Origin of the sequence: [Enterobacter] lignolyticus SCF1 (assembly GCF_000164865.1) — a bacterium.
GTDB classification, from domain to species: domain Bacteria; phylum Pseudomonadota; class Gammaproteobacteria; order Enterobacterales; family Enterobacteriaceae; genus Enterobacter_B; species Enterobacter_B lignolyticus.
The window spans coordinates 3,298,905-3,321,196 of the sequence record NC_014618.1 but is presented as its reverse complement, the minus strand read 5'-3'; the positions used below and the strand labels follow the sequence as shown (position 1 = coordinate 3,321,196).

The window sequence follows — 22,292 nt, the reverse complement described above, 5'->3', positions numbered from 1 at the left end:
CGGGAGACAGAGGGTGCAGCGAGCGCGTTGTTATCTGTTAGGTGAAACGGCAGTGGTGCTGGAGCTGGAACCTCCGGTAACGCTGGAGAGTCAGAAGCGTATCTGGAGCCTGGCGCAGCGTCTGGTCGGCTCACCGAATGTGGTTGAAGCCATTCCGGGTATGAACAACATCACGGTTATCCTCAGCTCGCCGCAAACGCTGGCGCTGGACGCCATTGAGCGTCTGCAGCGCTGGTGGGAAGAGAGCGATGCGCTGGAGCCGGAGTCGCGCTTTATCGAGATCCCGGTGATTTACGGCGGCGACAGCGGTCCGGATCTGGCGGAAGTGGCGCAGCACAGCGGCCTGAGTGAAAAACAGGTTGTGGAACTGCACGCGTCGGTGGATTACGTGGTCTGGTTTTTAGGTTTTCAGCCGGGCTTTCCCTATCTGGGGAGCTTGCCGGAGGCGCTGCATACGCCCAGGCGCGCGGAGCCCCGGCTGAGGGTTCCGGCGGGGTCCGTAGGCATCGGCGGTCCGCAGACCGGCATCTACCCGCTGGCGACGCCGGGCGGCTGGCAGCTGATTGGCCTGACGCCGCTTAAATTATTTGACCCCCATCGCGATGAGCCGATTCTGCTGCGTCCGGGCGATAACGTGCGCTTCATCCCGCAGAAGGAGGGCGTATGCTGAACATTATTCGGGCGGGGATGTACACCTCGGTGCAGGATAACGGACGCCACGGCTTTCGTCAGTCGGGCATCAGCCACTGCGGCGCGCTGGACAAACCGGCGCTGTATATCGCGAATCTGCTGGTGGGCAACGATCCCGGCGCCGCGGCGCTGGAGATAACCCTGGGGCAGCTGGTGGTGGAGTTTGAGTCTGACGGCTGGTTCGCCCTTACCGGAGCAAGCTGCGCGGCGCATCTTGATCGTCAGCCCGTCTGGACCGGCTGGCGGCTGCCGGTGAAAGCAGGCCAGCGGCTGACGCTGAAGCGGCCGCTGCACGGGATGCGCAGCTATCTGGCGGTGGCGGGCGGAATCGATGTGCCGGAAGTCATGGGGTCCCGCAGCACCGACCTGAAGGTCGGCATCGGCGGTTATGAAGGCCGCCTGCTGAAAGATGGCGACCGGCTGGCGACAGGAAAACCGGGGCGGCAGCTCAGCGAGGCGCGGGGCGTCAAGCAGCTGCTGTGGGGCAACCGCATTCGCGCGCTGCCCGGGCCGGAATACCAGGAGTTTGATCAGGCCTCGCAGGAGGCGTTCTGGCGCTCGCCCTGGCAGCTGAGCCCGCAAAGCAACCGGATGGGCTACCGCCTGCAGGGGCAGCCGCTGACCCGCACCACCGATCGCGAGATGGTCTCGCACGGACTGCTGCCGGGCGTCATCCAGGTGCCGCACAACGGGCAGCCGATCGTGCTGATGAACGATGCCCAGACGACCGGCGGCTATCCGCGAATTGCCTGTATTATTGAGGCGGATATGTATCACCTGGCGCAAATTCCCCTTGGGCAACCCATTCATTTTGTTCCGTGTTCGCTGGAAGAGGCGCTACAGGCGCGTCACGACCGGCAGCGCTATATCGAACAGCTAATATGGCGACTCAACGATGAAAATTGATTTGAATGCGGACCTGGGCGAGGGTTGCGCCAGCGACGCTGAGTTATTAAAACTGGTCTCCTCCGCCAACATCGCCTGCGGGTTTCATGCCGGCGATGCGCAAACCATGCTGGCGAGCGTGCGTGACGCGTTGAAGAACGGCGTGGCGATTGGCGCGCATCCGAGTTTCCCGGATCGGGAAAACTTTGGCCGTACCGCCATGAACCTGCCGCCGGAAACAGTGTACGCGCAGACGCTGTATCAGATAGGCGCGCTGGCGGCGATGGCGCGCGCGGAAGGCGGCGCGATGCGCCATGTTAAGCCGCACGGCATGCTCTACAACCAGGCGGCAAAGGATCCGCAGCTGGCCGACGCTATCGCGAAGGCGGTACGGGCCTGCGATCCGTCATTGATTCTGGTGGGGCTGGCGGGCAGCGAACTGATTCGCGCAGGCGAGCGTTATGGTCTGACGACGCGTCAGGAGGTGTTCGCCGACCGCGGCTACCTGGCGGACGGCTCGCTGGTGCCGCGTACTCAGCCGGGCGCGCTGATTGAGGATGAAGAACAGGCGCTGGCGCAAACGCTGGGGATGGTGGAATCCGGACGGGTGAAAAGCATTACCGGCGAGTGGGCAAGCGTGACGGCACAAACGGTGTGCATTCATGGCGACGGCGAGCACGCACTCGCTTTCGCCCGCCGCTTGCGCGCGGCATTTCAGGCGTGCAGTATCAATATCGTAGCTTAAATCATTGACATAGCCTCCATAGAGGGGCCGTGCATATAACAAACGACACAATGGATCACAACTCACAAACAGGAAAGAACTATGGGAGAGACAATAACGCTCTGGCCACTGATGGGAATAGCCGTCATTGTGGTTGGATTTCTTTTACGCTTTAACCCGGTACTGGTGGTCATCGTCGCCGGGATTGTCACCGGGCTGGCGGCGCATATGCCGATCGCCACCATTCTCGAGAAGCTGGGCGAAGGCTTTCTCAACACCCGCAACCTGCCGTTTATCCTGCTTATCCCGCTGGCCGTCATCGGCCTGCTGGAGCGCCACGGGCTGAAAGAGCGCGCCCAGGCGTGGATTGCCAGAATTCGCAGCGCCACCTCGGGACGCCTGCTGATTGTCTATCTGTTCATTCGTGAAGCGACCGCTGCGCTGGGGCTGACCAGCCTTGGCGGCCATCCGCAAATGGTGCGTCCGCTGCTGGCGCCGATGGCGGAAGGGGCCGCGGAGAAAAAGTTCGGCGAACTGCCCGGCGCGGTGCGCTATCGCCTGCGGGCGATGTCGGCGGCGACCGATAACGTCGGTCTGTTCTTTGGCGAGGATATTTTCGTCGCCTTCGGCGCGATCATCTTCATGCACAATTTTATGCTGGAATCCGGCGGGATCCAGACCGAGCCGCTGCACATTGCGCTGTGGGGGATCCCAACGGCGCTCTGCGCCTTTCTGATCCACGGCGCGCGGCTGTGGCGTCTGGACAGCTACCTGCAGCGCGAGATGCTGAAAGCCAGCGCGACGCAAACCATCCGCAAAGGAGAGGCGCAATGAATTTCCAGCAAAGCTACCTCTACTGGCTGGCGGGGGGCGTCCTGCTGATTGTCGCCGTCATGTCCTGGCAGGACAAAGCGAACCCGCGTCGCCTGACGACGGGTCTGTTCTGGGGCGTGTATGGCCTGCTGTTCCTGCTGGGCGACTGGACCTATCAGCTGGTGGGCGATAAACGCATGGTCAATATCGCCGTCGGCGGCGCGGTGGTAGTGATGGCGCTGATTGCCGGTTTCGGCGGCGTAAAGCTCGGCAGCTATCACCAGCGTAGCCGTGAACAGCGTGAGGAAAGCGCTGTCCGTCTCGGCAACCGCCTGTTTTATCCGGCGCTGGCGATTCCGCTGGTGACCGTCATTGGCGTGCTGATGTTTAACTATATTCCGGGGCTGCAGCTGGCGCTGTTCGGGCCGGGCAATCACGCGACCCTGGTGACGCTGTTTTCCATGACCGTAGGGTCGTTGCTGGGTCTGGGGATGGCGGTAAAGATGACGCATGAGAAGGCGCATCAGCCGATTCAGGAGGCCCGCCGCCTGCTGGACTCCATCGGCTGGGCGTTCATTTTACCGCAGATCCTCGCCACCCTCGGGCTGCTGTTTACCGCGGCAGGCGTCGGCAGCGGCATCTCGTACCTTACGCAGGAGTACCTCGCCGTCGATAGCCGTTTCGTGGCCGTCGCGGTCTACACCATCGGCATGGCGCTGCTGACCATGGTGATGGGCAACGCCTTCGCCGCGTTCCCGATTGTCACGGCGGGGATCGGCATCCCGATTCTGGTGCTGCAGCATGGCGGAAATCCGGCGGTGATGGCGGCCATTGGCATGTTCTCCGGCTACTGCGGGACGCTGATGACGCCGATGGCGGCAAACTTCAACATTGTTCCCGCCGCGCTGCTGGAGCTGCCGGATAAAAATGCGGTCATTAAAGCGCAGGTGCCGACCGGGCTCCTGCTGCTGCTGACCAACGTGTTCCTGATGTATTTCCTGATGTTCCTGTAAGGAGGAAGGATGAAAACGGTACTGATCACCGGGTTTGAACCCTTCGGCGGCGAGCAGGTGAACCCTTCCTGGGAAGTGGTTTCACGCCTCGACAATGCGATTATTGCGGGATGCCGCGTGGTGGCGCGTCAGCTGCCCTGCGTGTTTGGCGAATCGCTGATGGCGCTTAACGCCGCGATTGATGCGCTGTCGCCAGCGCTGGTGCTGGCCGTCGGCCAGGCCGGAGGACGTACGGATATCACCGTCGAGCGCGTGGCGATTAACGTCGACGATGCCCGCATCCCGGACAACCGGGGCAGGCAGCCGGTCGATGAGCCGATTGTTCCCGGCGGCCCGGCGGCCTGGTTTAGTACGTTGCCGATTAAAGCGATGGTTACGGCGATGCGCGAGGCGGGCATTCCGGCATCGGTATCGCAAACTGCCGGAACCTTTGTCTGCAACCACGTGATGTACGGCCTGCTGCATACGCTGAGCGGCATTCAGGATGTGAAGGGCGGGTTTATCCATATTCCTTACCTGCCGGAACAAGCGGCGGCGCACCCCGGCGCGCCCAGCATGGCGGCAGAGACGGTGCGTCACGGGCTGGAGATAGCCATCGCCACGGCGCTACAGGTGGCTGAAGATATCGCCGTGACCGGCGGCGCAACCCACTGATCGGACAGAAATAAGGACAAAACGATGCCGGAAGGTCCGGAAATCCGCCGCGCGGCGGATAGCCTGGAAGCGGCTATCAAAGGCAAACCGTTGACCGGGGTCTGGTTTGCCTTCCCGCAGCTCGCGCAGTATCAGTTGTTGTTGGTCGGCCAGACCGTGACTCACATTGAGACCCGCGGAAAAGCGCTGCTGACGCACTTTTCCGGCGGGCTGACGCTCTACAGCCATAATCAGCTGTACGGCGTCTGGCGGGTGGTGGAGGCGGGGACGCTGCCGGACACGACGCGCGTGCTGCGGGTAAAGCTGCAGACCGCAGAAAAAGCGATACTGCTGTATAGCGCGTCAGATATCGAAATGCTGACGGCGGAGCAGCTGGCGACTCACCCCTTTTTACAGCGCGTCGGGCCGGATGTGCTTGATATGGCGCTGACGCCGGAATGCGTACGGGCGCGTTTGCTGCTGCCGAGCTTTCGCAACCGGCAGTTTTCCGGCCTGCTGCTGGACCAGGCGTTTCTCGCCGGGCTGGGAAACTACCTGCGGGTGGAGATCCTCTGGCAGGTCGGGCTGACGGCGCAGCATAAAGCGTCCGGGCTAAGCGATGCGCAGCTTGACGCGCTCTGCCATGCGCTGCTGGATATTCCCCGTCTTTCCTACCGCACGCGGGGAAATGCCGACGACAACAAGCACCACGGCGCACTGTTCCGCTTTAAGGTGTTTCATCGCGATGGCGAAACCTGCGAACGCTGCGGCGGGATCATCGCAAAAACACTGCAAGCGTCGCGGCCGTTTTACTGGTGCCCGGGTTGTCAGCACTGATTCGTGAAATAAAAAACGCGCCGGCAGGCGCGTTTTTTCATCGGGCGTTACGGGATTAGCGTTTGGCCAGGTCGGATGTGAAATCGCGTTTTTCGTAGCCGGTATACAGCTGACGCGGACGGGCGATCTTCATGCCGTCGTTATGCATTTCGCTCCAGTGCGCAATCCAGCCAACGGTACGCGCCACCGCGAAGATAACGGTAAACATTGAAGACGGAATGCCCATCGCTTTCAGGATGATGCCGGAGTAGAAATCGACGTTCGGGTACAGTTTCTTCTCGATGAAGTACGGGTCGTTGAGCGCGATGTGCTCAAGCTCCATCGCGACCTGCAGCAGGTCGTCTTTGGTGCCCAGCTCTTTCAGCACTTCGTGACAGGTTTCGCGCATGACGGTTGCACGCGGATCGTAGTTTTTGTAGACGCGATGGCCGAAGCCCATCAGGCGGAAAGAGTCGTTTTTGTCTTTCGCGCGACGGACAAATTCCGGGATGTGCTTAACGGAGCTGATCTCTTCCAGCATCTTCAGCGCCGCTTCGTTCGCGCCGCCGTGCGCCGGTCCCCACAGGGACGCAATACCGGCCGCGATGCAGGCGAACGGGTTAGCGCCGGAGGAGCCCGCGGTACGTACGGTAGAGGTCGATGCGTTCTGCTCGTGGTCAGCGTGCAGAATCAGGATACGATCCATCGCGCGCTCAAGCACCGGATTGACGACATACTCTTCGCACGGCGTGGAGAACATCATGCGCAGGAAGTTGCCCGCATAGGAAAGGTCGTTGCGCGGGTAAACGAACGGCTGACCGATGGAGTATTTGTAGCACATGGCCGCCATGGTCGGCATTTTCGACAGCAGGCGGAAAGCGGCGATTTCGCGATGACGTGGATTATTGACGTCCATCGCATCGTGATAAAACGCGGCCAGCGCGCCTGTCACACCACACATCACCGCCATCGGGTGAGAATCGCGGCGGAAGCCGTGGAACAGACGAGTAATCTGCTCATGGATCATGGTATGTCGGGTCACGATGGTTTTGAATTCATCGTACTGAGCCTGAGTCGGTTTTTCACCGTTCAGCAGGATGTAACATACTTCCAGGTAGTTGGACTCAGTCGCTAACTGATCGATAGGAAAACCGCGATGTAGCAGGATACCTTCGTCACCGTCGATAAAGGTGATTTTGGATTCGCAAGATGCGGTCGAGGTAAAACCGGGGTCAAAAGTGAACATCCCTTTTGAACCGAGACTACGAATATCAATAACGTCCTGACCGAGTGTACCTTTGAGCACATCCAGTTCGATAGCAGCGTCACCATTTAGGGTGAGCTTTGCCTTTGTATCAGCCATTTACGGTCTCCTTAGCGCCTTATTGCATAAGACTGCTGGATGCCGGATTTGCCTTCAGGCTGCAGTTCAACGTTACCAGTTTGTTATTTGGCTCACAGCTCCGCGTCAGAGGAGAAACCAGGGTACAGAGCTAAAGGGCGCCTGGCGGCATACGTTCAATCCACAGTGAAACTACAGCAAATCAGGGTATTAGCAGTCCGTTTATTCAAATCTGTCTATCACTAATAACTGTCCTGATTACATCGGTCAATACCATCACACTGTTACATAACTTATTCTCAGGTGAAAGAGTGACCCCATAACTTTTAAGCATTATATGACTTTTCAGATGATGGTTGTAACAATAATGTTTAATACTTGTCAAATTAGCTGAGTAAAAATTAAAATAATGTTGTTATCGTGACGCCGATCACTGTTCCGCATAAAACCCGACAAACTATATGTAGGTTAATTGTAATGATTTTGTGAACGGCCTATACTGCCGCCAGGTCTCCGGAATACCCTGCAATCCCGAGCCACCCAGCGTTGTAATGTGTCGTTTTAAACTTCTGAAAAGTTGGTTATCCATGACGCGCAGTTATAGAAAAAGGACGCTGTCTGACCCGCACGCAGACCGGAGGAAGGAAACAATAAGAACAGCATGTGGGCGTTATTCATGATAAAAAATGTGAAGAAACAAAGACCTGTCAATCTGGATCTGACAACGATCCGATTCCCTGTAACGGCGATAGCGTCCATTCTCCATCGCGTATCCGGTGTGATTACCTTCGTGGCGGTCGGTATTCTGCTGTGGCTGTTGGGAACCAGTCTCTCTTCGCCTGAAGGCTTCCTGGTGGCGACGTCCATCATGAGTAGCTTCTTTGTGAAATTCATCGTTTGGGGCATCTTGACCGCGCTGGCCTACCACGCCGTTGTCGGTATCCGCCATCTGCTGATGGATTTTGGCTATCTGGAAGAAACCCTCGAAGCAGGGACACGTTCCGCCAAAATTTCTTTTGTTATTACTGTCGTGCTTTCACTTCTCGCAGGAGTCCTCGTATGGTAAGCAACGCCTCGGCATTAGGACGCAACGGCGTACATGACTTCATTCTGGTTCGTGCCACTGCGATCGTTCTGACCCTGTACATCATCTACATGGTTGGCTTTTTCGCGACGACCGGCACCGTGACCTGGGAAGTCTGGACGGGCTTTTTCTCTTCCTCTTTCACCAAAGTTTTCACCCTGCTGGCGCTCTTTTCCATCTTGATTCACGCCTGGATCGGCATGTGGCAGGTGTTGACCGACTACGTTAAACCGCTGGCCGTGCGCCTTGTGCTGCAGCTGGCTATCGTTGTTGCGCTGGTGGTTTACGTCATTTATGGATTTGTTGTGGTGTGGGGTGTGTAATGAAACTGCCAGTCAGAGAATTTGATGCTGTTGTGATCGGCGCAGGCGGCGCAGGTATGCGCGCCGCGCTGCAAATCTCCCAGAGCGGCCAGACCTGTGCGCTGCTCTCCAAAGTCTTCCCGACCCGTTCCCATACCGTTTCCGCGCAGGGTGGCATCACCGTGGCGCTCGGTAATACCCATGAAGATAACTGGGAATGGCATATGTACGACACCGTAAAAGGGTCGGACTATATCGGCGATCAGGACGCTATCGAATATATGTGTAAGACCGGCCCGGAGGCGATTCTGGAGCTGGACCATATGGGACTGCCGTTCTCCCGTCTGGAAAATGGCACCATTTATCAACGTCCGTTCGGCGGCCAGTCGAAAAACTTCGGCGGCGAGCAGGCGGCACGTACCGCAGCGGCGGCTGACCGTACCGGTCACGCGCTGCTGCATACGCTGTATCAGCAGAACCTGAAGAACCACACCACCATTTTCTCCGAGTGGTACGCGCTGGATCTGGTGAAAAACGCCGACGGCGCGATTGTCGGCTGTACCGCGCTGTGTATCGAAACCGGTGAAGTGGTGTACTTCAAAGCCCGCGCCACCGTGCTGGCGACCGGCGGCGCAGGCCGTATTTATCAGTCCACCACTAACGCCCACATCAACACCGGCGACGGCGTCGGTATGGCTATCCGTGCCGGTGTTCCGGTACAGGATATGGAAATGTGGCAGTTCCACCCGACCGGTATCGCCGGAGCGGGCGTGCTGGTGACGGAAGGCTGCCGCGGCGAAGGCGGTTACCTGCTGAACAAACACGGCGAACGCTTTATGGAGCGTTATGCCCCGAATGCGAAGGACCTTGCGGGTCGTGACGTGGTGGCGCGCTCCATCATGATCGAAATCCGTGAAGGCCGCGGCTGCGACGGCCCGTGGGGCCCGCACGCTAAACTGAAGCTCGATCATCTGGGTAAAGAAGTGCTGGAATCCCGTCTGCCGGGCATTCTCGAACTGTCGCGCACCTTTGCCCACGTCGACCCGGTGAAAGAGCCGATTCCGGTTATCCCGACCTGCCACTACATGATGGGCGGTATTCCGACCAAAGTCACCGGCCAGGCGCTGACCGTGAACGAGCAGGGCGAAGACGTAGTGATTCCTGGGCTGTTTGCGGTGGGCGAGATCGCCTGCGTATCGGTCCACGGCGCCAACCGTCTGGGCGGCAACTCGCTGCTGGACCTGGTGGTGTTCGGTCGTGCGGTCGGCCTGCATCTGCAGGAGTCTATCGCCGAGCAGGGCGATTTGCTGGAGGCGACCGAAGATGAAATCAATGCTTCTCTGGCGCGTCTGAACCGCTGGAACGGTAACCGTGACGGCGAAGATCCGGTGGCTATCCGCAAAGCGCTGCAGGAATGTATGCAGCATAACTTCTCGGTATTCCGTGAAGGCGATGCGATGGCGAAAGGTCTTGAAGAGCTGAAAGCGATTCGCGAGCGCCTGAAAAATGCCCGTCTGGACGACACCTCCAGCGAATTCAACACCCAGCGCGTCGAGTGCCTGGAGCTGGATAACCTGATGGAAACGGCTTATGCCACCGCGCAGTCTGCGAACTTCCGTACCGAAAGCCGTGGCGCCCATAGCCGCTTCGACTTCCCGGAAAGGGATGACGAAAACTGGCTGTGCCATTCCCTGTATCTGCCGCAATCGGAAACCATGACGCGTCGTAGCGTCAATATGGAACCGAAGCTGCGTCCGGCGTTCCCGCCGAAGATTCGTACTTACTAATGCGGAGACAGGATAATGAAACTCGAATTCTCAGTTTATCGTTATAACCCGGATGTTGATGATGCTCCGCACATGCAGGATTACACCCTCGAAGCGGAAGAAGGTCGCGACATGATGCTGCTGGATGCCTTAATCCAGCTGAAAGAAAAAGATCCGACGCTGTCGTTTCGTCGTTCCTGCCGTGAAGGGGTGTGTGGCTCTGACGGTCTGAACATGAACGGCAAAAACGGCCTGGCCTGTATCACGCCGATTTCAGCGTTGCAGCGTCCGGGGCAGAAAATTGTTATCCGTCCGCTGCCGGGATTACCGGTGGTTCGCGATTTAGTGGTGGACATGGGGCAATTCTATGCACAGTATGAGAAGATCAAGCCTTACTTGTTGAATAATGGACAAAATCCACCTGCCCGTGAGCATTTACAGTCACCGGAGCAGCGTGAGAAACTCGATGGACTGTACGAGTGTATTCTCTGTGCATGCTGCTCGACGTCTTGCCCATCATTCTGGTGGAACCCGGATAAGTTCATCGGCCCGGCCGGTCTGCTCGCAGCCTACCGCTTCCTGATCGACAGCCGTGATACTGAAACCGATAACCGCCTTGACGGCTTGAGCGATGCTTTTAGCGTATTCCGCTGCCATAGCATCATGAACTGCGTCAGCGTCTGTCCGAAAGGGCTTAACCCGACGCGCGCCATCGGCCATATTAAGTCGATGCTGCTGCAGCGTAGCGCGTAAGTAACAACGCCGGATGGCGCTGCGCTTATCCGGCCTACGAGACAGTAGGCCCGGTAGGCGTAGCGTCACCGGGCAAAAAACAGGAAATCTCTAAAAACTGCCCTGAAGTGTAGACGGTTTTTAAAGGTTCCTTCGCGGGCCAATACCAAAAGAGCTCGCAGGTGAACCCCGGCACGCACACCGGGTGTGCGTGGTAGTTTCCACGGCGAAGTAAGCATTAAAAATGCTTAAGGGATCACGATGCAGAACGGCGCAATGAAAGCCTGGCTGGACTCTTCTTACCTCTCTGGCGCAAACCAGAGCTGGATAGAACAGCTCTATGAAGACTTCTTAACCGATCCTGACTCAGTTGACGCTAACTGGCGTTCAATGTTCCAGCAGTTACCTGGCACCGGAGTCAAACCGGATCAATTTCATTCTAAAACGCGTGATTATTTCCGTCGTCTGGCGAAGGATGCCTCACGTTACTCTTCTTCGATTTCCGACCCTGACACCAATGCGAAGCAGGTTAAAGTCCTGCAGCTCATTAACGCGTATCGTTTCCGTGGTCACCAGCAGGCGAATCTCGATCCGCTGGGACTGTGGCAGCAGGATAAGGTGGCCGATCTTGAGCCAGCTTACCACGATCTGACCGAGGCCGATTTCCAGGAAAGCTATAACGTAGGTTCTTTTGCCATCGGCAAAGACACCATGAAGTTAGGCGACCTGCTGACGGCGCTTAAGCAAACCTACTGCGGCTCTATCGGCGCGGAATACATGCACATCACCTCCACGGAAGAGAAACGCTGGATCCAACAGCGCATTGAGTCCGTGGTGGGTAAAGCCAGCTTCAGCGCAGATGAGAAAAAACGTTTCCTGAGCGAACTGACCGCGGCCGAAGGGCTGGAGCGTTACCTGGGGGCGAAATTCCCGGGCGCGAAGCGCTTCTCGCTGGAGGGCGGCGATGCCCTGGTGCCGATGCTCAAAGAGCTTATCCGCCATGCGGGCAACAGCGGCACCCGCGAAGTGGTGCTGGGTATGGCGCACCGCGGCCGTCTGAACGTGCTGATCAACGTGCTCGGTAAAAAACCGCAGGACCTGTTCGACGAGTTCGCCGGTAAGCATAAAGAGCACCTCGGCACCGGCGACGTGAAGTACCACATGGGCTTCTCATCGGATATCGAAACCGAAGGCGGTCTGGTTCACCTGGCGCTGGCGTTTAACCCGTCGCACCTGGAAATCGTCAGCCCGGTGGTTATCGGCTCCGTACGCGCCCGTCTGGACCGTCTGGATAACCCAAGCAGCAACATGGTGCTGCCGATCACCATCCACGGCGATGCCGCGGTGACCGGGCAGGGCGTGGTTCAGGAAACCCTGAACATGTCGAAAGCGCGTGGTTACGAAGTGGGCGGTACCGTTCGCATCGTTATCAACAACCAGGTGGGCTTCACCACCTCCAACCCGCTGGATGCGCGTTCTACCCCTTATTGCACCGACATCGGCAAAATGGTGCAGGCACCGATTTTCCACGTTAACGCGGATGACCCGGAAGCTGTGGCGTTTGTGACCCGCCTGGCGCTGGATTTCCGTAACACCTTTAAACGCGATGTGTTCATCGACCTGGTGTGCTACCGCCGTCACGGCCATAACGAAGCCGACGAGCCGAGCGCAACCCAGCCGCTGATGTACCAGAAAATCAAAAAGCATCCGACGCCGCGCAAAATCTACGCTGACAAGCTGGAAAGCGACAAAGTGACGACGCTGGAAGACGCCACCGAGATGGTTAACCTTTACCGCGATGCGCTGGATGCTGGCGAGTGCGTGGTGAAAGAGTGGCGTCCGATGAATATGCACTCCTTTACCTGGTCGCCGTACCTCAACCACGAGTGGGATGAGAGCTACCCGAACAAGGTCGAGATGAAGCGTCTGCAGGAGCTGGCGCACCGCATCAGCACCGTGCCGGAAACCGTTGAGATGCAGTCCCGCGTGCAGAAAATCTATGCCGACCGCCAGTCGATGGCGAACGGTGAGAAGCTGTTCGACTGGGGCGGCGCTGAGACGCTGGCCTATGCGACGCTGGTTGATGAAGGCGTTTCCGTCCGTCTGTCCGGCGAAGACTCCGGCCGTGGCACCTTCTTCCACCGCCACGCCGTGATCCACAACCAGACCAATGGCTCCACCTGGACCCCGCTGCAGCACGTGCACAACGGCCAGGGCGAGTTCAAGGTCTGGGACTCCGTGCTGTCTGAAGAAGCGGTGCTGGCGTTCGAATACGGCTACGCCACGGCGGAACCGCGCACGCTGACCATCTGGGAAGCGCAGTTCGGCGACTTCGCCAACGGCGCGCAGGTGGTTATCGACCAGTTCATCAGCTCCGGCGAGCAGAAATGGGGCCGTATGTGCGGTCTGGTGATGCTGCTGCCGCACGGCTACGAAGGCCAGGGGCCGGAGCACTCCTCCGCGCGTCTGGAGCGTTACCTGCAGCTGTGCGCTGAACAAAATATGCAGGTGTGCATCCCGTCCACGCCGGCGCAGGTATACCACATGCTGCGTCGTCAGGCGCTGCGCGGTATGCGCCGTCCGCTGGTGGTGATGTCGCCGAAATCGCTGCTGCGCCATCCGCTGGCGGTCTCCGACCTCGACGAACTGGCCAACGGTACCTTCATGCCGGCTATCGGCGAGGTAGACGAGCTCGACCCGCAGGCGGTAAAACGCGTTGTGATGTGTTCCGGTAAGGTGTATTACGACCTGTTAGAACAGCGTCGTAAGAACGACCAGAAAGATGTGGCGATTGTTCGTATTGAACAGCTTTACCCGTTCCCGCATCAGGCGATGCAGGACGCGCTGAAAGCTTATGCTCACGTACATGATTTTGTCTGGTGTCAGGAAGAGCCGCTCAACCAGGGCGCCTGGTACTGCAGCCAGCATCACCTGCGTGAAGTTATTCCGTTTGGGGCCGCACTGCGCTATGCAGGCCGCCCGGCCTCCGCCTCTCCGGCGGTAGGTTATATGTCCGTTCACCAGAAGCAGCAGCAAGATCTGGTTAATGACGCGCTGAACGTCAATTAATTAAAGGATGCAAAATGAGTAGCGTAGATATTCTTGTTCCCGACCTGCCTGAGTCTGTTGCCGATGCGACGGTGGCAACCTGGCACAAAAAACCGGGTGATAGTGTCCAGCGTGATGAAGTGCTGGTAGAAATCGAAACTGACAAAGTGGTACTGGAAGTACCGGCGTCTGCTGACGGCATTCTGGATGCAGTGCTGGAAGATGAAGGGACTACCGTGACCTCTCGTCAGATTCTGGGCCGCCTGCGTGAAGGCAACAGCGCCGGTAAAGAAACCAGCGCGAAAGCCGATGCGAAAGAGTCTACCCCGGCTCAGCGTCAGCAGGCTTCTCTTGAAGAGCAGAGCAACGATGCGCTCAGCCCGGCGATTCGTCGCCTGCTGGCCGAACACAGCCTCGACGCCAGCGCTATCAAAGGCACCGGCGTGGGCGGTCGTATCACCCGTGAAGATGTTGAGAAGCATCTGGCGAAAGCGCCTGCAAAAGCGGCAGCCGCACCGGCTCCGGTAGCGCCGCTGGCGGGCCGCAGCGAAAAACGCGTGCCGATGACCCGTCTGCGTAAGCGCGTCGCTGAGCGTCTGCTGGAAGCGAAAAACTCCACCGCCATGCTGACGACCTTCAACGAAGTCAACATGAAGCCCATCATGGATCTGCGCAAGCAGTACGGCGACGCGTTTGAAAAACGTCACGGTATCCGCCTGGGCTTTATGTCTTTCTACGTGAAAGCCGTAGTTGAAGCGCTGAAACGCTATCCGGAAGTCAACGCCTCTATCGATGGCGACGACGTGGTGTACCACAACTACTTCGACGTCAGCATGGCGGTCTCTACGCCGCGCGGCTTGGTAACCCCGGTACTGCGTGACGTTGACGCGCTCGGCATGGCCGACATCGAGAAAAACATTAAGGAACTGGCGGTGAAAGGCCGTGACGGTAAGCTGACCGTTGACGATCTGACCGGTGGTAACTTCACCATCACCAACGGTGGTGTTTTTGGTTCCCTGATGTCTACGCCGATCATCAACCCGCCGCAGAGCGCGATCCTCGGCATGCACGCCATCAAAGATCGCCCGATGGCGGTCGACGGCAAAGTCGAAATCCTGCCGATGATGTACCTGGCGCTGTCTTACGACCACCGTCTGATCGACGGCCGCGAGTCCGTGGGCTTCCTGGTAGCGATTAAAGAGCTGCTGGAAGATCCGACTCGTCTGCTGCTGGACGTGTAGTAGTTTAGGCATCACCTGCCCGTAGGCCGGATAAGGTGTTTACACCGCCATCCGGCGTTGATGAGATGCCTGATGGCGACGCTACTGCGTCTTATCAGGCCTACGGTTTAAAGATAACGATTACCTGAAAAGTGGATAGAACGCATGAACTTACATGAATACCAGGCAAAACAGCTGTTTGCCCGCTACGGTTTACCTGCGCCAGTCGGCTATGCCTGCTCCACCCCGCGTGAAGCAGAAGAAGCCGCCTCTAAAATTGGTTCAGGCCCATGGGTAGTTAAGTGCCAGGTGCACGCAGGCGGCCGCGGTAAAGCGGGCGGCGTTAAGGTCGTTAAGAGCAAAGAAGAGATCCGCGCATTCGCTGAGCACTGGCTGGGCAAACGCCTGGTAACCTATCAAACAGATGCTAATGGCCAGCCGGTTAATCAGATCCTGGTAGAAGCGGCGACCGATATCGCCAAAGAGCTGTACCTTGGCGCCGTCGTTGACCGTAGCTCCCGTCGCGTGGTGTTCATGGCCTCGACCGAAGGCGGCGTTGAGATTGAGAAAGTGGCGGAAGAAACGCCGCACCTGATCCATAAAGTCGCTATCGATCCGCTGGCGGGCCCAATGCCTTACCAGGGTCGCGAGCTGGCGTTTAAACTGGGTCTGGAAGGTAAACTGGTTCAGCAGTTCACCAAGATTTTCATGGGCCTGGCGACCATCTTCCTTGAGCGCGACCTGGCGCTGATTGAAATCAACCCGCTGGTTATCACCAAACAGGGCGACCTTATCTGCCTCGACGGCAAACTGGGCGCTGACGGCAACGCGCTGTTCCGCCAGCCGGATCTGCGTGAAATGCGCGATCAGTCTCAGGAAGACCCGCGCGAAGCGCAGGCTGCGCAGTGGGAACTGAACTACGTCGCGCTGGATGGCAACATCGGCTGTATGGTGAACGGCGCGGGCCTGGCGATGGGCACCATGGACATCGTTAAGCTGCACGGCGGCGAACCGGCTAACTTCCTCGACGTGGGCGGCGGCGCGACCAAAGAGCGCGTGACCGAAGCGTTCAAAATCATCCTCTCCGATGACAACGTGAAAGCCGTTCTGGTCAACATCTTCGGCGGTATCGTGCGCTGCGACCTGATTGCAGACGGTATCATCGGCGCGGTTGCTGAAGTCGGCGTTAACGTACCGGTTGTGGTTCGTCTGGAAGGCAACAACGCCGAACTGGGCGCGAAAAAACTGGCTGACAGCGGCCTGAATATTATTGCAGCGAAAAGTCTGACGGATGCAGCTCAGCAGGTTGTTGCCGCAGTGGAGGGGAAATAATGTCCGTTTTAATTAATAAAAATACCAAGGTTATCTGCCAGGGCTTCACCGGTAGCCAGGGGACGTTCCACTCTGAACAGGCGATTGCCTACGGTACGCAAATGGTTGGCGGCGTAACGCCAGGCAAAGGCGGCACCACGCATCTGGGCCTGCCGGTGTTCAACACCGTGCGTGAAGCGGTAGAAGCGACCGGCGCCACCGCCACCGTTATCTACGTTCCGGCGCCGTTCTGCAAAGATTCCATTCTGGAAGCTATCGATGCAGGCATCAAACTGATTATCACCATCACCGAAGGCATCCCGACGCTGGATATGCTGACCGTGAAGGTGAAGCTGGACGAAGCCGGCGTGCGCATGATCGGCCCGAACTGCCCAGGCGTTATCACCCCGGGCGAGTGCAAAATCGGCATCATGCCGGGCCACATTCACAAACCGGGCAAAGTGGGTATTGTTTCCCGCTCCGGTACGCTGACCTATGAAGCGGTTAAGCAGACCACCGATTACGGCTTCGGCCAGTCCACCTGCGTGGGCATCGGCGGCGACCCGATTCCGGGCTCTAACTTCATCGATATCCTGAAGCTGTTCCAGGAAGATCCGCAGACCGAAGCGATCGTGATGATCGGCGAGATCGGCGGTAGCGCGGAAGAAGAAGCGGCGGCGTATATCAAAGCAAACGTGACCAAGCCGGTTGTCGGCTATATCGCGGGCGTTACTGCGCCGAAAGGCAAACGTATGGGCCACGCGGGCGCGATTATCGCAGGCGGTAAAGGAACGGCAGACGAGAAGTTTGCGGCTCTGGAAGCGGCGGGTGTGAAAACCGTTCGCAGCCTGGCGGATATCGGCGAAGCACTGAAATCCATCATTAAGTAAATCCTCTCTGCTCTCCCTGCGGAGAGCTTTAAATGTCCGTTTTCGACATGGTTGGCCGCTGTAAAGCGGCCTTTTTTCATGGCTTATTGCAGGAAATCCTCACGTATCGGCGTGAAGGTATCCAGCAGGGTTCCCGCCTTGAGACACACGCAGCCGTGCATGACATTGGGCTGTTTGTACAGCGTATCTCCCGCTCTGACGATATGCGTTTCGTCGGCAATGGTGAATTCAAACTCACCGGATAATACGTACGTCAACTGCTCGTGGGGATGGCTGTGCATAGGGCCGATAGCGCCCTGGGCAAAATGCACTTCAACCGCCATCATATTGCCGGCATGGGCGAGAATCCGGCGGGTTACGCCATTGCCTGCCTCTTCCAGCTGCGTCAGATTGTGAAAAACAAACATCGTATCACCTTAGTTGCATGTTGAATCAGTGACTTCCGGCCTCGTCATCAGAGGCGGTATTCGTGGTTTAACGTCATGTCAATGACGGTTATCGTGTCGTCGCTCTTCACGATATCGACTTTCCCGGTACCCGTGAAATCCGTGACAAACACGAAGGAAATACGCTTATCACGGCTGCGTAATAGCAGGTAATCGATCATCGATGTCGAGGGGTTATTCGGTCCCTGGGCTTTGATTAACGCCGTATTGTTGGTTGAAAAGCAGGTGACAGAAACCGGGGCGTCAGCCTGGTAGCGAACCTCAACTTTGCCCTTCAGCGGCTGCTCGGTTGCCTGTTTAACGTAGGGGTAGCAGATCCTGACGTCATTCTGTGGCGCCGCCTGCGTTGCTGCGGCGTTGATATGGTAAACCGCATCAACGCACTGGTAGTGAGGATTATCGACGTCCCATTTATCAATTAGCAGGTTCTCCGTCACCACGATGGTGCGGCGAAAAACGATATCCCGGTAGGACTCATCATCCCATTCCACGCGAGTTTTGCTGTCGGGTAGCGCAGCGGCGCTGTGCCAGTCCACTTCGGCAATGAGCCGCGACTCTCCCTCCTGTTGCTGGTAATCGAGAACCCGGGGCAGCGCAGGGGGCTGGTTGAGTCCGTTGACGCACAGCGTGTTGTGCGAAAACGTATTTTTGTAGTAGCCATAGTGCAGCGGAGCGCCATAGCCGGTGGTGCCCAGATCGGGGAACAGCGCGCTGTAGTTATTGAAGACGATGAGGTTGAGCCTGTCGTAGTGATCGTGCTCGCCGCCATAGGGGCCGTGTTTAATGCATACGGCGCGTCCCGGCGCATTGCGGATTATCGTAAATCCGGCGTCAGGATTATGCTTATTGCCCTCCGGGGCGCTTAACGCCTGCGTCGGCAGCGGTTGCCCATAGAAAAGGGCGTCAATATTGTCGCGCGGTCCGGCGGTGTATAACCAGGCTAACAGCTCACCATATTGCGGGGCGCCATAATAGTTGAACGCAAATTCATAGATATCGGCGTGGCCGAGCTTTTCCTGGCCGTTCACGCAGTCGTTTACCTTCGGCAGCGTCATATTCGGCATCAGCAGCGTCAATGGCAGTGACAGCATGTTCGTATACCAGGGCTTATCCAGCAGGCTGAACGGACCATGATGGGCGAATTTCTCAAAGCCCATGAACGCCTCAAGCGCGTAATAGTGGTAATGCAGCGAACCTTCGAACCATAATCCGCCGGGCAGCAGGGCGTGCTCCAGCTGATACAGCAGGCCGTAAGGGCTGTTAACGGCAAACGTCAGATAATGCTCATCGTCGAGAACAGCGCCGATAATGCCGATGGTTGCACCTATCTTCACCTCGTGGTTGTGGATTTGATTGCTCCGGTGCTGCATCAGAAAATCGGCTCCGCTGCGCAGCAGGCGTCGGGAGATATAGTCATACTGTTCCGCCGTCAGCGCGGCGCTGACGATATCGAACCCACGGGCAAAATCGGCATGGCAGTTGGCTTCGCACAGCGTCTGCGCGTTGGCTTTACCGGGACCGTTGTAAGGAATACCGCCGTGCTCTTCGTAGTCAGGATAGTATTTTGCGTACTGCATCAGGATATCGATAATTTTATCGAGATATGTCTTATCGTCCGTTAGCAGCCAGAGAATGCCAAGCTCATAGCACGCTTTGGCATTGAGCCCATTGAGCCAGCGCCACCAGGCGCCGTAGTAGGGTTCACCGGTAAATACGGCTCCATCAACGGGGCAGCGGTGCTTATTGGGCGATTTTCGGTCCCAGAGCAGCCGCACGCTGTGTTCCGGGCAGTAAAAATAGTGGTTCCAGGTGGCGCAGCCCGTTTGTGGAACCAGCGTGTCGTGGTTGAGTACGTCGCGGTTGTTTTCCACCAGGCGGCGAAGGATCTCCGGCGTTACCCGGGCTTTTGCGGCCGCAATCTGGGCTTGTGTAAACTGTTTCATTATCTACCTGTATGCGTTGTCGTGGTGCTTACTTCACCAGCACAGAGCCCGGGGTCAGGATGTTGATATCGGTGTCATTTGCCTTCATCAATACCGCGGCATTTTTGCTGAAATCATCCTCTATCCAGACTCTCGCCGCGGCGAGTAACGGGCCGATAGCCTCTTCAGGGATGTATTTTATTTCCTGATATGGCCAGTCGCTGGCGGGTTTGCCGGTTTGCTGGCTGACGAAGGAGAAGGCCTTTTTCATGGTTCGCCCATCCAGTTCGTAATTCCAGACATCGTCACCGGTTATTTCACCGTAGCGACCCATTCTGGCGTAGGCTGCCAGGGCGAAATTGGTGTAGTGGAATGAGCGAGTTCGTTCAAGCTCGGCCGGTAGTTCACCTTTGACGTTCACCTGCGCGGCAAGGTGGCGATTCTTGAAAATATCGATTTGCCGACGAGCCTGTTTGACGTCACCGGAGAACAAGGAAAAAGCGGTAACCTGCGCGTCATACCAGGCGCCGTGATTGTTATACCAGTTTCCCTCTTCCTGGCCGTTAGCGCTAGTCAACAACCATGCGGCATAGGCTGAATACCAGTTTTTGTAACCCTGGACCTCTTTATCAGACAGGAAGCCCGCATGCTGCAGCAGGACGATGCTGTCGGCGACGTCTATCAGCACGCGCGTATCGATAATGCCAATCCCCCGGCCATTCACTACGCCCGGGATCGCCTGGGCGTAACTGAGGTCAGGATTCATTCTGGTCTGTTTGTTCAAAAACCAGGTGTCCAGCATGATTTCTGCTTTTTGCGCATAGCGGGCGTCTGCGCTATAAAACGCGGCCAGCGAGAGCGCGCGAACGTCGTCAGAGAACTGCACCAGGCGCTTGCTGTCCGTATCGTCTGTCTTTGATGACGGGTTTATCTGGCCGTCTTTCCGAATGTAAGGAAGATGGTCTTTGGTGTCCGGGTTTGGCCACCAGTAGGGGCCAAAGCTGTAATAGTCATGCTTATTCCCGGATGCCGGTAATAATTTTTTATCCGTTACGCTCCAGGGTTTATGTTCCAGCGCCTGGTTTGCTTTCTGCAGCAGATTTTTCCAGGCGGGAGCGTAGGTTTGATCTCCGCGCTGAATGCTTTCTTTGATCTCAAGCATCTGCCTGCAATCGTAGGTCAGGCAGTTGTCATTCGGGCCCTGAGGGGGAATATTCCCGCTCGCCGCTAACGCGGAGGTTGAGAACAGCGCGCTGATGAGCGCAATGTTGCAATAATTCATAGGTGCATTCCTTACGTTCATACCAATCAGTCAGGCGACCGCCGGTGCGACTTTTGCAGAAGGAGCCTTAATCAGCATCCACAGGAACAGTGCGCCAATCAAATCGAAGACGCCCAGACCGATAAAGAAGATGTCGTAACCCACAACAGCGACCATGGCGCCAAGGAAAATACTGAACAGGAAGTTCCCCATGCTGCCGGTGAAGGCGGCGAAACCGGTCGCGGTGGCGACTTTTTGTCTCGGGAACAGGTCGGACGACATGCTGATCACGGTAACGGACAGACACTGATGGGCGAACCCGGCAATACAAAACAGCGCAATGGCCACATAGACATTGCTGACAAAACCGACGCCCGCCATTGACAGCATCAGCAGGGCGGCAAACGTAAAGGTAATGCGTTTGGCGTTAACAATATGCACACCGCGGTTGTTCAGAAACTTCGAAATGTAGCCCGCAGCCAGGCAGCCCAGATCGGCGGTCAGGAAGGGTAGCCAGGCGAACATGGCGATTTCTTTCATGTTCATATGGCGCACCGTCACCAGGTAGAGCGGCATCCAGTAGTGCAGTGTTCCCCATGCCGGATCGGCCATAAAACGCGGTAAGGAGATTGCCCACAGGCTTTTATCCTTGATCATAGATATCAGGGAGGCTTTCTCTTTAACCACCTCTATCTGATCGGCCATGACCTCTTCGTGTTCTTCTTTCAGCAGCGCAGGGTGTGATTCCGGGGAGCGATAGAGCACCGCCCACAGAATGGCCCAAACAACGCCGATCGCACCGGTGACAACAAAAGACATTTCCCAGTTGTAGTTAACAATAGCCCAGACGACCAGCGGCGGGGCCAGCATGGCGCCGACGGAGGTGCCGAGGCTGTAAACGCCGCAGGCTAAGCCTCGCTCCTTTGCCGGGAACCACTCGGCGGTCACCTTCATACCCGCAGGGTTGAAGGCAGCTTCGGTCAGGCCCAGGCCACCGCGCAATGCGGCAATAGGGAACCATGTGCTGAATAATGCCGTCAGCATGTTGCACAAAGACCACAGCGCGGCCAGTACGGCGAAACTGATGCGCAAACCGAATTTATCGATCACAAAACCACAGGCGATCCCGCCGATGGCATAGGTGAAGGGAAAGACCGACACAATCCATGAGTATTGCTCGCTGGAGAGGTTCAGCGTTTTCATCATTTCCGGCGCCGCGACGCCGAGCGTGCTTCTGGCTAAGTAGTTAATAATCGTCCCTAACATGACTAGCGAGATAATGTACCAGCGTAGTTTTTTGATCTTCACGACATTCACCTTGTCCATCAATAATTAATTTAATAAAAAATAAAACCTGGTTTCATTTTATTGTACGGGCTGAAGTTCATAGCGAT

21 protein-coding genes are annotated in these 22,292 nt (G+C 57.2%); 15 read left to right on the top strand and 6 right to left on the bottom strand.

Annotated elements, in window-relative coordinates:
• Positions 1 to 13 precede the first annotated feature (13 nt).
• The 7 genes from pxpB to nei all read left to right on the top strand — a co-directional run bounded on the left by pxpB (position 14) and on the right by nei (position 5,595).
• Positions 14 to 670, top strand: a complete 657-nt coding sequence (gene pxpB, locus ENTCL_RS15480) for a 5-oxoprolinase subunit PxpB (RefSeq protein ID WP_013367089.1) — start codon at positions 14 to 16, stop codon at positions 668 to 670.
• Positions 664 to 1,596: a 5-oxoprolinase subunit PxpC gene (gene pxpC / locus ENTCL_RS15475; RefSeq protein ID WP_013367088.1), complete on the top strand. Its 933-nt coding sequence runs from the start codon at positions 664 to 666 to the stop codon at positions 1,594 to 1,596. Before pxpB ends, pxpC begins: the two co-directional genes overlap by 7 nt.
• Positions 1,586 to 2,320, top strand: a complete 735-nt coding sequence (gene pxpA, locus ENTCL_RS15470; protein WP_013367087.1) for a 5-oxoprolinase subunit PxpA — start codon at positions 1,586 to 1,588, stop codon at positions 2,318 to 2,320. Before pxpC ends, pxpA begins: the two co-directional genes overlap by 11 nt.
• 81 nt (positions 2,321 to 2,401) lie before the next feature.
• Positions 2,402 to 3,133: a DUF969 domain-containing protein gene (locus tag ENTCL_RS15465; protein WP_013367086.1), complete on the top strand. Its 732-nt coding sequence runs from the start codon at positions 2,402 to 2,404 to the stop codon at positions 3,131 to 3,133.
• Positions 3,130 to 4,125 carry a DUF979 domain-containing protein gene (locus tag ENTCL_RS15460; RefSeq protein WP_013367085.1) on the top strand — a complete coding sequence of 332 codons (996 nt, stop codon included), beginning with the start codon at positions 3,130 to 3,132 and terminating at the stop codon, positions 4,123 to 4,125. The genes ENTCL_RS15465 and ENTCL_RS15460 overlap by 4 nt, the downstream gene beginning before the upstream one ends.
• A 9-nt stretch (positions 4,126 to 4,134) precedes the next feature.
• Positions 4,135 to 4,779, top strand: a complete 645-nt coding sequence (pcp, locus tag ENTCL_RS15455) for a pyroglutamyl-peptidase I (protein ID WP_013367084.1) — start codon at positions 4,135 to 4,137, stop codon at positions 4,777 to 4,779.
• A gap of 24 nt (positions 4,780 to 4,803) precedes the next feature.
• Positions 4,804 to 5,595 (top strand): endonuclease VIII, encoded by a 792-nt coding sequence (gene nei, locus ENTCL_RS15450; RefSeq protein ID WP_013367083.1) that lies wholly within the window; start codon positions 4,804 to 4,806, stop codon positions 5,593 to 5,595.
• 55 nt (positions 5,596 to 5,650) lie between these two features.
• Here the strand turns inward: nei and gltA are convergent, their stop codons facing one another.
• Both gltA and ENTCL_RS24180 read right to left on the bottom strand, forming a co-directional pair.
• Positions 5,651 to 6,937 carry a citrate synthase gene (gene gltA, locus ENTCL_RS15445; protein WP_013367082.1) on the bottom strand — a complete coding sequence of 429 codons (1,287 nt, stop codon included), beginning with the start codon at positions 6,935 to 6,937 and terminating at the stop codon, positions 5,651 to 5,653.
• A gap of 205 nt (positions 6,938 to 7,142) precedes the next feature.
• Positions 7,143 to 7,250 carry a hypothetical protein gene (locus ENTCL_RS24180; protein ID WP_420805074.1) on the bottom strand — a complete coding sequence of 36 codons (108 nt, stop codon included), beginning with the start codon at positions 7,248 to 7,250 and terminating at the stop codon, positions 7,143 to 7,145.
• A 327-nt stretch (positions 7,251 to 7,577) separates the two neighbouring features.
• On the opposite strand from ENTCL_RS24180, the gene sdhC reads away from it, so the two are divergent.
• The 8 genes from sdhC to sucD all read left to right on the top strand — a co-directional run bounded on the left by sdhC (position 7,578) and on the right by sucD (position 17,269).
• A complete protein-coding gene (gene sdhC, locus ENTCL_RS15440) occupies positions 7,578 to 7,982 on the top strand; it encodes a succinate dehydrogenase cytochrome b556 subunit (protein ID WP_013367081.1) in 405 nt (134 codons plus the stop codon).
• Positions 7,976 to 8,323, top strand: coding sequence for a succinate dehydrogenase membrane anchor subunit (sdhD, locus tag ENTCL_RS15435; RefSeq protein WP_013367080.1), 348 nt, complete (start codon positions 7,976 to 7,978; stop codon positions 8,321 to 8,323). Before sdhC ends, sdhD begins: the two co-directional genes overlap by 7 nt.
• A complete protein-coding gene (gene sdhA, locus ENTCL_RS15430) occupies positions 8,323 to 10,089 on the top strand; it encodes a succinate dehydrogenase flavoprotein subunit (RefSeq protein ID WP_013367079.1) in 1,767 nt (588 codons plus the stop codon). The genes sdhD and sdhA overlap by 1 nt, the downstream gene beginning before the upstream one ends.
• A 15-nt stretch (positions 10,090 to 10,104) precedes the next feature.
• The gene (sdhB, locus tag ENTCL_RS15425; RefSeq protein WP_013367078.1) at positions 10,105 to 10,821 is read left to right on the top strand and encodes a succinate dehydrogenase iron-sulfur subunit SdhB; all 717 of its coding nucleotides are present in this window, start codon (positions 10,105 to 10,107) and stop codon (positions 10,819 to 10,821) included.
• 240 nt (positions 10,822 to 11,061) lie between these two features.
• On the top strand, positions 11,062 to 13,869 hold the full coding sequence (sucA, locus tag ENTCL_RS15420; RefSeq protein ID WP_013367077.1) for a 2-oxoglutarate dehydrogenase E1 component: 2,808 nt from the start codon (positions 11,062 to 11,064) through the stop codon (positions 13,867 to 13,869).
• A 14-nt stretch (positions 13,870 to 13,883) separates the two neighbouring features.
• Positions 13,884 to 15,089, top strand: coding sequence for a 2-oxoglutarate dehydrogenase complex dihydrolipoyllysine-residue succinyltransferase (odhB, locus tag ENTCL_RS15415; RefSeq protein WP_013367076.1), 1,206 nt, complete (start codon positions 13,884 to 13,886; stop codon positions 15,087 to 15,089).
• A 144-nt stretch (positions 15,090 to 15,233) separates the two neighbouring features.
• Positions 15,234 to 16,400 (top strand): ADP-forming succinate--CoA ligase subunit beta, encoded by a 1,167-nt coding sequence (sucC, locus tag ENTCL_RS15410; protein WP_013367075.1) that lies wholly within the window; start codon positions 15,234 to 15,236, stop codon positions 16,398 to 16,400.
• Positions 16,400 to 17,269 (top strand): succinate--CoA ligase subunit alpha, encoded by an 870-nt coding sequence (gene sucD, locus ENTCL_RS15405; RefSeq protein WP_013367074.1) that lies wholly within the window; start codon positions 16,400 to 16,402, stop codon positions 17,267 to 17,269. The genes sucC and sucD overlap by 1 nt, the downstream gene beginning before the upstream one ends.
• A gap of 83 nt (positions 17,270 to 17,352) precedes the next feature.
• Here the strand turns inward: sucD and ENTCL_RS15400 are convergent, their stop codons facing one another.
• From ENTCL_RS15400 to ENTCL_RS15385, 4 genes are read right to left on the bottom strand one after another with little or no spacing between them, the layout of a single operon-like run.
• Positions 17,353 to 17,676, bottom strand: a complete 324-nt coding sequence (locus ENTCL_RS15400; RefSeq protein WP_013367073.1) for a cupin domain-containing protein — start codon at positions 17,674 to 17,676, stop codon at positions 17,353 to 17,355.
• A 47-nt stretch (positions 17,677 to 17,723) separates the two neighbouring features.
• Complete coding sequence (locus ENTCL_RS15395) at positions 17,724 to 19,658, bottom strand: heparinase II/III domain-containing protein (RefSeq protein WP_013367072.1); 1,935 nt, start codon at positions 19,656 to 19,658, stop codon at positions 17,724 to 17,726.
• Positions 19,659 to 19,686: 28 nt separating this feature from the next.
• Complete coding sequence (locus ENTCL_RS15390) at positions 19,687 to 20,919, bottom strand: alginate lyase family protein (protein ID WP_013367071.1); 1,233 nt, start codon at positions 20,917 to 20,919, stop codon at positions 19,687 to 19,689.
• 30 nt (positions 20,920 to 20,949) lie between these two features.
• Complete coding sequence (locus ENTCL_RS15385; protein ID WP_203415267.1) at positions 20,950 to 22,206, bottom strand: MFS transporter; 1,257 nt, start codon at positions 22,204 to 22,206, stop codon at positions 20,950 to 20,952.
• Positions 22,207 to 22,292: the final 86 nt, after the last annotated feature.